Genomic DNA, 11,748 nt, shown 5'->3' on the forward strand with positions numbered 1-11,748 from the left:
TTCCCTCTCTTTTTTTGTGTTATTTTCCATACATAACAGCACGCAATCGGAAACATATTATGAAGGATTCACCATTTCATTTATGGAGGTCATTATGATGGGAAGAGGCAACCATTTCAACCATAAGAAAAAAGGACAGGATCTAACATTGTCAAAAAAGGGACAGCCTGCCGCTGCTAAACATTCAAAAGATGTTGAATATGCAATTGAACCTGTCGCAAGCGAAGGAGACCGCGCTGTCACATTCCAGGAAGCGCGTGAAATAGACGAATAAACGTCATGAAGGGTGTCCGATATACTTCGGACACCTTTTTCATTGAGGAAAATTCTTCACCTTGAGGTCTTTAAGCAAAATAAAAAGCCCCTCATTGTAAGGAGCTGTGTGCCTCCAGCCGGTCCATAACAGTTTCAATCGTATAGTCAATGGACTGTTTCATGTTCTTAAAACGTATGGCTTTGGAATCTTTGTAAAACGACTGAAGCACAAGCTGCTCAAAATTTTCTTCAGCTGAATCAATTTGAGCCGGAAACAAATATTTTGGTTTTGCTTCATCTCTCCATGCAAGAACGTCTCTTTTCCAATCGCTCATTACTTTCATCGCATCCTCAAATGCTGGCTTTACTTCGTGAAAAAAATCAACGTCTTCTTTCTTTTTGCTGTCGTTCTCAAAACGGCGGACACATTCGTCCGTTATATATAGAAGCTTTTCGGAATTTTCAAGAATTTTCGCTTTCATGCTGCAACCCCTCTCTGGGGTATCTTACCAAACATAAGCATGAAAAGCCAGATTCCTGCTAATAACTGAGCCGGTAGCTTGGTTTAACCCGTGATACGGAATCTTCCCTGTTTTCTTCTCCATTTGCCTGTAATACCGATTCTTCCGTCCTCTTTATGCTGCGCTGAAGGTCCTCTTCGCTCTGCAGAATGGTTTCCGATACTCTCTTTTGTATGGCAAGTTCTAATTTCGTCATCTCTTCATCGAGTTCCATTAAAAGTCTTTCCACAACCATTTTCGGCACGAGGTGTTCCATCCTAACTCCTCCTTTCAATCTACTCGTACTATTCGCGGGCCAAAACGCTCCTCCCTTCACGGATGACAAAACTAGTTCGCTTTCGGCAAAGAAAGAAGAAATGATTGGATATTACTGTTTTTTCGACATCTCCCCCCGACATGCTGCATGAAATCGATTCCCATGCAAACACTACACTCAGGAGGTGTCTAACATGGCAAAAGAAAACAAAAAGAACACACAAAAACAGCAGCAGCAAGCCCCGTCAAAAAATGACCTCGACAAAAAGCTGGGTGGGCCGAATCGCCCTTCTACGTAATAGAAAACACACAGAGGCTAGGACGTAACTAATTTAGCCATAAAAAAACCGGACTAGTTTATAGCAGCTAGTTCGGTTTTTTATGTTAATGGACTAAAATTGATTGTCAATTGTAGGAGTCATTCCCCTTAGTGACGCACTTTTTCCAGTGATTGATGCTCATTTGTGGCGTCATTCATCTTAGTGACACCACTTTTTCCGGTGATGGTGCTCATTTGTGGCGTCACTCGCCGTAGTCCCTGCCACTTTTAAAAGAAATGGATCCTCGATTATATCATCATTCATAGGTGTGACTGCATTCTTCCAGATTTTTAATCGAACCTCTTTACACTATGATTTGTTCCAGCCTCCTCATATCTTTTTTCTCTTCGCCTGAACATACTCATTAGCAATGGCCAGAGCGTGCAGCTGATTTTCCTTTTTTATAAGCCAGTCTGTCAAATCGATTGTTTCTGGCACCGGTATCGGTCTGTACCACCTGTCAAGCGGCTGGCCATGAAACCATTTTCGTTTCTTTTCGTCTAATTGATGGGAAACAAAAGGAAAGGCCGTTCTTAAATACGGGGTCATACGAAGCCTGCTTGAAGGCTCATAATCTGCTCTTGAGCCGGTATGAACTGTCTTAGCCGCGAAGGTCAAAAACTCGCCGTAATAATCAGGATGAAAAAGAAGCCATGCAAGGGATCGTCCGAGCCTGATCCTGCTTTTCAGCTTTCTGAAATCATGTACGGAGAAACCGTAAAGTCTGCCGCCCTCTCCGGGAAAAATGACTGTGCTGAAGTGAAACAGATCCTGAAAAAGAAAAAACGGTGTGCCGAATACTTTTCGTTTAAAGACAGTTCCCTCTATAACGGGTTTCTGGATAAGATGCTGCTCATTAATAATGAGAGAGGTCATCAGCCGCTCCATGTCCCCTCTTTCCCAAAACAAAACCCATTCTTTTTTCATAAAGGCAGAAACGTGAAATGCATCAAGAAGGTGAAACAGGGGTTTCCCTGCTGTTTTTGACCATTCATAAAGCAAAAGCTGCGGATACGCATCCGAAAAAATCAGCCAGTTGGCATCCTCATATGTCAGAAAGAGGGCTTTCCTTGTTTTCTCGTCCAATAATTTTTGAAACCAAACGCCCTTTAAATCCGTCATACAGTAGCCTGCATTCCGCGAGACCATGCTTGCCAGAAAAGACCATTTGATTTCGGGGTGACGGAGAAAAAAGTCCTGATAGCTTTGCGTGCGAGAAATATTGTCGTAATTATTTTTGCGCACCGTATTCTTTATAAGTGCTATAATATTCTTTTCATCTAAATGGCTGCCGCCTGTCATCAGCATTCGCCTCCCTGTTTTAAGCTTGCCCAGGGAACCCGGAACTACGCGCGGCGTCTGTTAACAAAATCGAAACTTTTTCACCATGTCTTTTTTCATTTTTTTGATATGATAGGTAGTAGTTTTACCTGAGGAGGGAAGAAATGATTTTTCGTTATCCTAACGGAAAAACGTACAATCCTGGTGCTGTTCCGGCTAAAAAGCGTGAGGCTAAGGAATCCTATAGTAATAGAGGGATGACTCTTGAAGAGGATTTGAATGAAACCAATCAGTTCTATCTAAACAGAGCGATTGCCGTCATTCATAAAAAGCCGACTCCTGTGCAGATTGTGAATGTTGATTTTCCGAAAAGGAGCGCAGCGGTTATTCGCGAGGCCTATTTTAAACAATCCTCTACAACAGACTATAACGGGGTCTATAAAGGAAAGTACATTGATTTTGAAGCGAAGGAAACGCAAAGCGAAACCTCTTTTCCGCTGAAAAATTTCCATGAGCATCAGATCAGCCACATGAAAATGGTCATTGATCATGGAGGCATTTCGTTTGTGATTCTGTCTGCCTTCGGAAGTGTGTATTTGATGGAGGCAGCCGTTTTATTTGAGTTTTGGGAAAGAAAAGAAAGCGGAGGCAGAAAGTCCATCTCAAAAAAAGAAATTGAAGCATCGTCCCACTTGATACCGCTTGGCTATCAGCCCAGAATTGATTATATTAAAGTATTAGAAAAGCTTTATTTCCATTAATTCGCCGCAGCGCGGATCTTGTAATGAAAGGTTGGAAAAACGCAATGTCAGATCAATACAAAAGCCGCGAGGAACGCCGCAGGGCACTTGCGCAAACAAGTAAAACAAGCAAGACAAAAACGAAAAAACCGAACAAACCCGGCGGGGGTGCCCTATGGAAACGTATCCTGTTTATCCTGATATCGATCGGACTGATCGGCATGATTGCAGGCGGCGTAACATTTGCGGTTATCGCAGCAGGAGCCCCGAAGCTTGATGAGAAGAAACTGAAGGATTCATACTCATCCACCATTTACGATAAAGAAGGCAATGAAATTACGGAAGTAGGCGCTCAAAAACGAACCTATATCTCCTACAATGACATTCCCAAAGTACTTGAAGAAGCTGTTCTTGCAACGGAGGATGCCCGCTTTTATGAACACAGCGGGGTAGATGTTATCCGCCTTGGCGGTGCAGTCGTTGCCAACGTTACACAAGGGTTCGGTTCCCAGGGCGGAAGCACGATCACCCAGCAGGTCATCAAAAATTCTTTCTTCACTCATGAAAAAACGATTACCCGTAAGGTTCAGGAGCTGTGGCTCGCATTCCAGCTTGAGCAAAAATACTCAAAGCACGAAATTCTTGAGATGTACTTAAATAAAATTTACTATCATCCTCAATATTACGGAGTCGGGAAAGCCGCTGAAGGCTTTTACGGCAAAGAACTGAAGGACCTTGAGCTTCACGAGGCAGCAATGCTTGCCGGGATCCCTCAGAGCCCGACAAACTTTGACCCGAGAAAAAATCCCGAGTCAGCTGAAAAAAGACGAAACATCGTCCTGAATATGATGGTGAAACAAGGCTTTATTACAGAGCAGGAAGCAGAAGAAGCGAAAAAAGTTCCTGTTCAGTCTACCGTTGTTCCTGAAAAAGAAAAATCAAATCCATACAGTGCGTATGTCGAGCAGGTCATTGAAGAAGTGAAAGAAAAAACGGATATCGATGTAAGCTCAGCAGGTGCGAAAATCTATACGACAATCGATACAGATGCACAAAAATACGTAGAAGATCTTCTTAATGGAAATGATGTCGACTTCCCTGATGACAACTTCCAGGCAGGCATCACGCTCATTGATACAGAGTCCGGCGAAATCCGCGCAATCGGCGGCGGACGCAACCAGAATGTCGGAGACTTCAACTATGCAATTGATACGAGAAGACAGCCGGGTTCGACGATTAAACCTGTCCTTGATTACGGACCGGCCATTGAATATCTGAAGTGGTCCACATATGAACAAATTAAGGATGAACCATATACCTATTCAAACGGCGTCAAAATCAATAACTTTGACCGCGGCTACAAAGGACAGATGTCCATCCGCGACGCCCTGGCACAATCACGCAACATCCCTGCTCTGAAGGCTATGCAGGAAGTCGGAATTGACAAAGCCCGTGACTTTGCCGCAGGACTTGGCATTCCGCTTGAAGAGGAAATTCCGGAAGCATACTCTATTGGTGGATTTGACACGGGAGTATCCCCTCTTCATATGGCAGGAGCATTTGCAGCGTTCGGCAATAATGGCATTTACACAGAGCCTCATGCCGTTACAAAAGTTGTCTTAAGCGACGGAACAGAATTTGATCTTTCTCCTGAGGCTGAAGCTGCAATGAGCGATTACACCGCTTATATGACAACAAGCATGATGATTTCTGTTGTTGAAGAAGGAACAGGTACAGCAGCAAGAGTTCCCGGGGTCACAGTTGCAGGCAAAACAGGAACGACAAACTTCTCTGAAGAGGATAAACAAAAATACAACGTTCCATCCGGCGGTGCGAAAGACAGCTGGTTTGTCGGCTACACTCCGGAATATGCGGCTGCAGTATGGACCGGTTATTCAAAAAATGATGAAAAAATGCATCTGAATAAATCAGATCAGCAAATTGCGAAGAAACTTTTTAAAGAAGTGATTTCAGAAGTATCAAGCGGAAACGGCAAAGATTTCAAAAAACCAAACTCAGTTGTTAAAGTTACAGTTGAAAACGGCTCTAACCCGCCGAAGCTTGCAAGTAAATTTACGCCTGACAGCAAGAAAATCAGTGAGTACTTTGTAAAAGGCACAGAGCCTACAAAGGTTTCTGAGCAGTATAAGCGTCTTGCTAAACCATCAGGATTTAAAGTGGAATATGATCAGACAGCCAATCAAATTGTACTCAACTGGGATTACAAAGAGGATCTGAAAGACTCTGTTACCTTTGAAATCAGCCAGTCTGTTGACGGAGGTCCTGCACAGGTGATCAATCAGACGAAAGACACCAGCATGGCCATCCCTAACCCGAATCCTGGATCAACGTATAAATTCCAGATTGCAGCCGTCAGCGATGACGACGGCTCTAACCGAAGCGACTCTGCCGCAGCAGCGATCCAAATTCCGGAAGCAGTCATAGAGGAACCTGCAGAACCGGAAGAGCCTGAAGAAGAGCCTGGTGAAGGCGAACAGCCTCCTGGCGAAGAATTCCCCGGCGGTGAACTTCCGGGTGAAGGTGAGCCTGGTGAAGGCGAGCAGCCTCCTGGCGAAGGAGAACAGCCTCCTGGTGAAGGCGGACCTGGAGATGGTGAAACACCTCCTGGCGAAGGCGAAACACCTCAAGAGCCTGCTGAACCTCTGATTCCGCTTCCTCCCGGCAACGGAAACGGAAACGGCAATAATGGAAACGGAAACGGCAATGGAAACAATGATGATGATTGATAAGAAAAGCACAAGCGCATGATAAAAGAAAGACCTGCACATGCAGGTCTCCCCAAAACAAAAACGCAGGAAAATCATTCCGATTTCCCTGCGTTTTTTTGTTTGTATTTTTTTAGGGCCATTTGTTTTGAAAACTGCTTTTCGCACTCCTGAAAGAGCTGATCAAGCTGAACAAAGGAATGATACTGTTCCGGCTTTATAAGGATATAGTTCAGTCTTTCATGTACATTCACAGGCTGTATGTCAAAAACAGTCCAGTCTGTGTTTCTGAGATCTAAATGCCCGACCGGTTTGCCGCTGCTCCAGTAAAGACAGCAAACAAACAGGGAGACCCCGTCAATCATGTCTTTCCTTGAGGCTTTTTTCTGACGGGAACGGAAGCCGGATGCAATTGTTGTCTTGAGTGCATCCCACCTTTTCATAATAGCGGAAACCGATTGATCTGCATGCTCCCAAGGTCTCCACAGCACCTGCTCGCCTGTTTTCAGACAGATGTCATAGTAAAAAGGATTAATGGCCAGCACCTGTTCCAAATCACTATGAAAAGCTTCTTGAAAAGGACCGAACGGCTCATGGAGAAAATCTCCGGGCACACTGCTGCTATACATTTCTGACCGTCCCTTTTTTGATGCGCTTCTGCCCTTCCCTGCACATATGTAAAAGCGGACATTCTGAGCATTTTGGCGCCTGGGCCCTGCAGTGATATCTGCCGAAAAAGATCAGTCTGTGATGGGTCAGAGACCACTCTTCCTCAGGCACTTTCCGCATCAGGGTTTTTTCAACTTCCAATACAGAATCTTTCCACCTGCAGATCGCAAGCCTTTTGCTCACCCTTTCTACATGAGTATCAACAGCGATGGCCGGTATGCCAAAAGCTACGGAAACGACTACATTTGCCGTCTTCCTCCCTACCCCGGGAAGCTTTGTCAGTTCATCGCGGTCTTCAGGAACCTTTCCGCCATATTCATTGATAAGCAGCGTGCACAGCTTTTGAATGTTTTTAGCTTTATTTCTGTAAAGTCCGATGGACCGGATGTCGTTTTGCAGTTCTTCAATGGGAACTGCAAGATAATCTTCCGGTGACTTATATTTTTCAAACAGGCTCTTCGTCACTTTGTTTACAAGCACATCTGTACACTGGGCAGAAAGAGCAACTGCTATGACAAGCTCAAATGGATTGCTGTGATTTAATTCGCAGTGGGCGTCCGGAAACATGTCCCCGATCGTATCCATTGCTTCTCTGATTTGTTTCTTGTTCAGCATAACATCACCTGTTCATTTTTCATTTAACTTTCCAGCCAGTTGTAAAAAGGCACTTTCCGTTTGTATTCTTCTTCAGACTCCGGCTGTTTTTGCGGCTGCACTTGATGCTGGCGGAACCGTTTCCCGTAGCTTCTTGCCTGTTCAATCGTTCTGATGCCGTTCTTTTTCCATTCAAAAAGTATTCTGTCAATGTATCTGAAGTTCAGTTTGCCTGAAATGACCGCTTCTTTAAGGGCTGCTTTAATAATAACCGGATCATGATAATCCTGATCCATCCAAATAGACAGCGTTTCAACTTCAAATGGGGACAGCGGCCTTCCAAATTCACGTTCAAATACAGGATACAGGTTTACATTTTCCTGGTCCTGCTTCTCCTCAGATTGAACTTCCTCTTTTTTCAGCAAATCATCATATAATTTGCCCCAAAGCGGTTTTAGGGAATAACGTTCATATTTTATGGAAGCCTGCTCATATTCTTCAATATCAATAAACCCTCTCTGCAGCAGACTTCTTAAAAGAGACGTGCAGGCAGAAGTCTGTATGGTCATGGAATTTGATAATTCGTCCGGTGTAGGAAACTGATTTCCGTTTTGAAGATGCAGATTTACCTGCAGAAGCAAAACCAGCTCCTCTTCTTTGAGGCCTAACCGGAAGTAATTGGATATAAGCGCCGAAGGCACAGTCAAATAGCCCTGTTCCTGCATGGCTGTAAATTGTTCTTTATTCATCACGGGTCACCTCACCTCACTTAGTATAACACGACCTGTCTGAAAAACGGCGATGGTCTTTTAAACCAATTTAAAGACAGGACCGAAAGGAAAGAGCAGCTGCAAAGCGCCGGATAAAATACTGACAGGAAAAGAAAACATGAGCCTCTATAGAGACTCATGTTCGCCAGTTTTTCTGATTAAGGATAAAGTCTGTTTAACAGACGAGGGAACGGAATCGTTTCGCGTACATGCTCAACGCCGCTGATCCACGCTACTGTTCGCTCAAGCCCAAGTCCGAAGCCTGAATGCGGCACTGACCCGAATTCACGGAGCTGCAGGTACCACTGATACGCTTCTGGTGAAAGATCATGTTCTTCAATACGCTGTTTCAGCAGCTCATGATCATGGATGCGCTGTGAGCCTCCGATGATTTCACCGTAGCCTTCAGGCGCAATCAGGTCTGCACAAAGGACAACGTCGTCGCGGTCAGGTGCAGGCTGCATGTAGAACGGTTTAATGCCTGTCGGGTAGTGTGTAATGAATACCGGCTTATCAAAGCTTTCAGCAATGGCCGTTTCATGCGGCGCTCCGAAATCATCCCCCCACTTGATATCGTCAAAGCCTTTTTCGTTCAGGAATTTGATGGCATCGTCATATGAAATGCGCGGGAACGGTGCTTTAATTTGCTGAAGCTTTTCAGTATCGCGGCCAAGAACCGTCAGTTCAAGACTGCAGTTTTCAAGGACACTTTGAACGACGTATGACACGTAATTTTCCTGAACCACAAGGTTGTCTTCAAAATCATAGAAAGCCATTTCAGGCTCAATCATCCAGAATTCAATCAAGTGGCGTCTTGTTTTTGATTTTTCGGCACGGAATGTCGGGCCAAAAGAGAACACTTTTCCAAGAGCCATTGCAGCTGCTTCCATATACAGCTGGCCGCTTTGTGAAAGGTAGGCATCTTCATCAAAGTATTTTGTTGCAAACAGTTCTGATGTACCCTCAGGCGCGCTGCCCGTAAGGATCGGAGGATCTACTTTTGTAAATCCTTCTTTGTTGAAAAATTCATAAGTTGCACGGATAATTTCGTTTCTGATTTTCATCACAGCATGCTGGCGTTTTGATCTCAGCCATAAATGGCGGTGGTCCATCAAGAACTCTGTGCCGTGCTCTTTAGGTGTGATCGGATAATTAACAGATTCATGAATGACTTCAATGCCTGTTACCCCAAGTTCATAACCGAACGGAGAACGCTCGTCCACCCGCACAACGCCGGTTACAAAAATAGATGATTCCTGTGTGATTGATTTTGCTGTCTGGAAAACAGCCTCGTCGACTTCTGCCTTTACGACAACGCCCTGAATGAAACCAGTTCCGTCACGCAGCTGCAAAAAAGCAATTTTACCGCTTGAACGCTTATTGGCGATCCATGCGCCAATCGTTACTTCTTTATCTACAAATTTGCTTACTTCTTTAATCGTTGTTTTCACGTTATGTCCCTCCAAAAAAACCGCAGATCAAAATATATGTACATGCATCTATTATACCTTATGGCATCTCCAAACAAAAGAGCGGACCGTCAATTGACGGCCCATCTGACTTTTAGTTTGAACTGTTTTCTTTTACAAACCGTTCGATTCTCTCAAGTGCTGCTTCAATGACGTCAAGAGATGTCGCATATGAAAGTCTTACATTGTCCGGAGAGCCGAAGCCTGAACCGGGAACAATGGCAACTTTTTCTTTTTCAAGCAGCGCCTCTACAAATTCATCCACTGATGCAAAGCCTGTCATTTCGGCTGCCTGCTTTGCATTCGGGAATAGATAGAAAGCACCTTGAGGCTTCAGGCATGAAATACCCGGAATGGCAACGAGTTTATCATAAATAATGTTCAGTCTCTCTTCAAACGCCTTCCGCATTTCTTCAACTGGCTCCTGCGATCCCGCGTATGCAGCAATCGAGGCATATTGAGCAATGGAAGTCGGATTAGAGGTGCTGTGGCTCGCAAGATTTGTCATCGCTTTGATGATTTGTTCATTGCCTGCTGCATACCCGATTCTCCATCCTGTCATGGAATGTGATTTGGAAACACCGTTGATGATGATTGTCTGATTTTTTAGCTCTTCTGACAATTCAGCGATTGAAACATGCTTATGAGTTCCATAAATGAGTTTTTCATAAATCTCATCGGAAACAATCAGAACATCATGCTCCAGGCAAATTTGGCCGAGCACTTCAAGTTCTTCCTTCGTATAGAGCATCCCCGTCGGATTGCTTGGAGAGTTAATGATGACAGCTTTTGTCTTCTCAGTGATTGCTTCTTTCAGCTGTTCAGGTGTTAATTTAAATTGATTCTCTTCAGATGCCTCTACATAAACCGGCACGCCATCTGCAAGTTTAACCTGTTCAGGATAGCTTACCCAGTATGGGGCAGGGATGATGACTTCATCACCTTCATTTAAAAGAACTTGAAACAGGGTATACAGGGCATGTTTTGCGCCGCTGCACACAATCACTTCTCCCGGTTTATAGGCAATTCCCTGGTCTCGTTCAAACTTGCTGATGATTTCTTTTTTCAGCTCAGCCAGGCCGCCTGCAGGTGTATACTTTGTCTGGCCGGCATTCATTGCGTTTACGGCAGCGTCCATAATGTGCTGCGGCGTATTAAAATCAGGCTCGCCTGCACCGAGGCCAATCACGTCATGTCCTGCAGCTTTAAGTTCTTTTGCTTTTGCAGTAATGGCCAAAGTGGTTGATGGTGTTAATGCAGATACTCTGTCAGCTAGTTTCATGACTATAGTCCCCCTATTTCCTGATGGCAATATGCTTTCTGATTTCTCCGTCTGTAAATTGGACGAGATCATATGTATACCTGTTCTGATCATCAATATACTTCACTTCCCAGACAGGAACGCTGCGCTCCATGCCAAGCTGCACACTAATCAGCTTTTGCGGGTTTTGTTCCGATCTGACAGCTTCAAGTGCTTCCTTTTCTGAAATGCCGTCTGACACAACCTTCAGTACAGGCTTTTTCTTTTTGTCTGAAGGGACAAATACATACACGGGCTTCCCGCTATCATCAGATCCTGTAATGACGATGTATTGTTCCAGGCCGTTAAAGGTTTCAGCACTCTCTGCTTTTTTAAGCTCCGTATCCCGTTCGGCTCTCTGAATGGCTTCCGTGTGGCCATCCTTCTTTTGAGCCATAGCCGTGTTGTAGACATTCATAAAAACAACCGCGGCAATAAGCAGCAGAATTCCTGCAGAAATGGATGCAATCGCTATTTTTCTCCCCATTGTTTCAAATCCTTACGTTCTGTATATCGTGAAAACAGCTTTATTTTTGTCTTCCTGATCAAGAGCGAGCCCAAACATCAGATTTTCTCTTTTAAGCGTACGGTTCAGCCCGTCGACAATTTTATAGAGATCATCCGAATGCTCCACGGTCACAGTAGACAGGATTTCAATCTTACTTTCCATGGTCTATACCTCCAGTGCAAAAACAAAAATTGTAACTTATATCACAGCCGCAAACGGCCACAATAAAAGTACAGACAACGACATGTTGTTTTATGTACCCATTATAACAGCATCATGATCATTTAGTGAAAATAAATTTTCTCCTACCCACACCATTGCCTGTGCGCTCACACAGGCT

At 44.3% G+C, this 11,748-nt stretch carries 14 protein-coding genes; 4 read left to right on the forward strand and 10 right to left on the reverse strand.

What is annotated here, in order from left to right:
* Nucleotides 1-97: 97 nt before the first annotated feature.
* Nucleotides 98-274: a hypothetical protein gene (locus ACK1LH_RS12585; RefSeq protein ID WP_168713768.1), complete on the forward strand. Its 177-nt coding sequence runs from the start codon at nucleotides 98-100 to the stop codon at nucleotides 272-274.
* 91 nt (nucleotides 275-365) lie between these two features.
* Here the strand turns inward: ACK1LH_RS12585 and ACK1LH_RS12590 are convergent, their stop codons facing one another.
* Nucleotides 366-737, reverse strand: coding sequence for a DUF1798 family protein (locus ACK1LH_RS12590; protein ID WP_411333244.1), 372 nt, complete (start codon nucleotides 735-737; stop codon nucleotides 366-368).
* A gap of 58 nt (nucleotides 738-795) precedes the next feature.
* Nucleotides 796-1,032, reverse strand: coding sequence for a hypothetical protein (locus ACK1LH_RS12595; RefSeq protein ID WP_029280337.1), 237 nt, complete (start codon nucleotides 1,030-1,032; stop codon nucleotides 796-798).
* 193 nt (nucleotides 1,033-1,225) lie between these two features.
* Here ACK1LH_RS12595 and ACK1LH_RS12600 point away from each other — a divergent pair, with 193 nt between their 5' ends.
* Nucleotides 1,226-1,330, forward strand: coding sequence for a spore protein (locus ACK1LH_RS12600; RefSeq protein WP_081414142.1), 105 nt, complete (start codon nucleotides 1,226-1,228; stop codon nucleotides 1,328-1,330).
* Between the two features lie 351 nt (nucleotides 1,331-1,681).
* Here the strand turns inward: ACK1LH_RS12600 and ACK1LH_RS12605 are convergent, their stop codons facing one another.
* Nucleotides 1,682-2,653 (reverse strand): DUF2515 domain-containing protein, encoded by a 972-nt coding sequence (locus tag ACK1LH_RS12605; RefSeq protein WP_029566023.1) that lies wholly within the window; start codon nucleotides 2,651-2,653, stop codon nucleotides 1,682-1,684.
* Between the two features lie 146 nt (nucleotides 2,654-2,799).
* Here ACK1LH_RS12605 and recU point away from each other — a divergent pair, with 146 nt between their 5' ends.
* Together recU and ACK1LH_RS12615 are read left to right on the forward strand one after the other, a co-directional pair.
* Nucleotides 2,800-3,393, forward strand: a complete 594-nt coding sequence (gene recU, locus ACK1LH_RS12610; RefSeq protein WP_411335099.1) for a Holliday junction resolvase RecU — start codon at nucleotides 2,800-2,802, stop codon at nucleotides 3,391-3,393.
* Between the two features lie 44 nt (nucleotides 3,394-3,437).
* A complete protein-coding gene (locus ACK1LH_RS12615; protein WP_411333245.1) occupies nucleotides 3,438-6,119 on the forward strand; it encodes a PBP1A family penicillin-binding protein in 2,682 nt (893 codons plus the stop codon).
* A gap of 74 nt (nucleotides 6,120-6,193) precedes the next feature.
* On the opposite strand, the gene ACK1LH_RS12620 is transcribed toward ACK1LH_RS12615, so the two are convergent.
* The 7 genes from ACK1LH_RS12620 to ACK1LH_RS12650 form a co-directional block, all read right to left on the reverse strand.
* Complete coding sequence (locus tag ACK1LH_RS12620) at nucleotides 6,194-6,727, reverse strand: YpoC family protein (RefSeq protein WP_411333246.1); 534 nt, start codon at nucleotides 6,725-6,727, stop codon at nucleotides 6,194-6,196.
* Nucleotides 6,720-7,382 (reverse strand): endonuclease III, encoded by a 663-nt coding sequence (nth, locus tag ACK1LH_RS12625; protein WP_203287594.1) that lies wholly within the window; start codon nucleotides 7,380-7,382, stop codon nucleotides 6,720-6,722. The genes ACK1LH_RS12620 and nth overlap by 8 nt, the downstream gene beginning before the upstream one ends.
* A 23-nt stretch (nucleotides 7,383-7,405) precedes the next feature.
* Nucleotides 7,406-8,110: a DnaD domain-containing protein gene (locus ACK1LH_RS12630; RefSeq protein ID WP_029566027.1), complete on the reverse strand. Its 705-nt coding sequence runs from the start codon at nucleotides 8,108-8,110 to the stop codon at nucleotides 7,406-7,408.
* Nucleotides 8,111-8,289: 179 nt separating this feature from the next.
* Nucleotides 8,290-9,582 (reverse strand): asparagine--tRNA ligase, encoded by a 1,293-nt coding sequence (asnS, locus tag ACK1LH_RS12635; RefSeq protein WP_029566028.1) that lies wholly within the window; start codon nucleotides 9,580-9,582, stop codon nucleotides 8,290-8,292.
* Nucleotides 9,583-9,694: 112 nt separating this feature from the next.
* Nucleotides 9,695-10,882 carry a pyridoxal phosphate-dependent aminotransferase gene (locus tag ACK1LH_RS12640; protein WP_411333248.1) on the reverse strand — a complete coding sequence of 396 codons (1,188 nt, stop codon included), beginning with the start codon at nucleotides 10,880-10,882 and terminating at the stop codon, nucleotides 9,695-9,697.
* Nucleotides 10,883-10,895: 13 nt separating this feature from the next.
* A complete protein-coding gene (locus tag ACK1LH_RS12645; RefSeq protein WP_411333249.1) occupies nucleotides 10,896-11,387 on the reverse strand; it encodes a DUF5590 domain-containing protein in 492 nt (163 codons plus the stop codon).
* Between the two features lie 12 nt (nucleotides 11,388-11,399).
* The gene (locus ACK1LH_RS12650; protein ID WP_081414144.1) at nucleotides 11,400-11,570 is read right to left on the reverse strand and encodes a YpmA family protein; all 171 of its coding nucleotides are present in this window, start codon (nucleotides 11,568-11,570) and stop codon (nucleotides 11,400-11,402) included.
* Nucleotides 11,571-11,748: the final 178 nt, after the last annotated feature.

The sequence above is a fragment of the Metabacillus indicus genome, from assembly GCF_046603695.1.
In the GTDB taxonomy this organism is placed as follows: Bacteria; Bacillota; Bacilli; order Bacillales; family Bacillaceae; genus Bacillus_P; species Bacillus_P indicus.

Coding starts and splice junctions, on each gene's coding strand:
- ACK1LH_RS12585 (WP_168713768.1), top strand. CDS start 98: ATGGGAAGAGGCAACCATTTCAACCATAAGAAAAAAGGACAGGATCTA.
- ACK1LH_RS12590 (WP_411333244.1), bottom strand. CDS start 737: ATGAAAGCGAAAATTCTTGAAAATTCCGAAAAGCTTCTATATATAACG.
- ACK1LH_RS12595 (WP_029280337.1), bottom strand. CDS start 1,032: ATGGAACACCTCGTGCCGAAAATGGTTGTGGAAAGACTTTTAATGGAA.
- ACK1LH_RS12600 (WP_081414142.1), top strand. CDS start 1,226: ATGGCAAAAGAAAACAAAAAGAACACACAAAAACAGCAGCAGCAAGCC.
- ACK1LH_RS12605 (WP_029566023.1), bottom strand. CDS start 2,653: ATGACAGGCGGCAGCCATTTAGATGAAAAGAATATTATAGCACTTATA.
- ACK1LH_RS12615 (WP_411333245.1), top strand. CDS start 3,438: ATGTCAGATCAATACAAAAGCCGCGAGGAACGCCGCAGGGCACTTGCG.
- ACK1LH_RS12620 (WP_411333246.1), bottom strand. CDS start 6,727: ATGTATAGCAGCAGTGTGCCCGGAGATTTTCTCCATGAGCCGTTCGGT.
- nth (WP_203287594.1), bottom strand. CDS start 7,382: ATGCTGAACAAGAAACAAATCAGAGAAGCAATGGATACGATCGGGGAC.
- ACK1LH_RS12630 (WP_029566027.1), bottom strand. CDS start 8,110: ATGAATAAAGAACAATTTACAGCCATGCAGGAACAGGGCTATTTGACT.
- ACK1LH_RS12640 (WP_411333248.1), bottom strand. CDS start 10,882: ATGAAACTAGCTGACAGAGTATCTGCATTAACACCATCAACCACTTTG.
- ACK1LH_RS12645 (WP_411333249.1), bottom strand. CDS start 11,387: ATGGGGAGAAAAATAGCGATTGCATCCATTTCTGCAGGAATTCTGCTG.
- ACK1LH_RS12650 (WP_081414144.1), bottom strand. CDS start 11,570: ATGGAAAGTAAGATTGAAATCCTGTCTACTGTGACCGTGGAGCATTCG.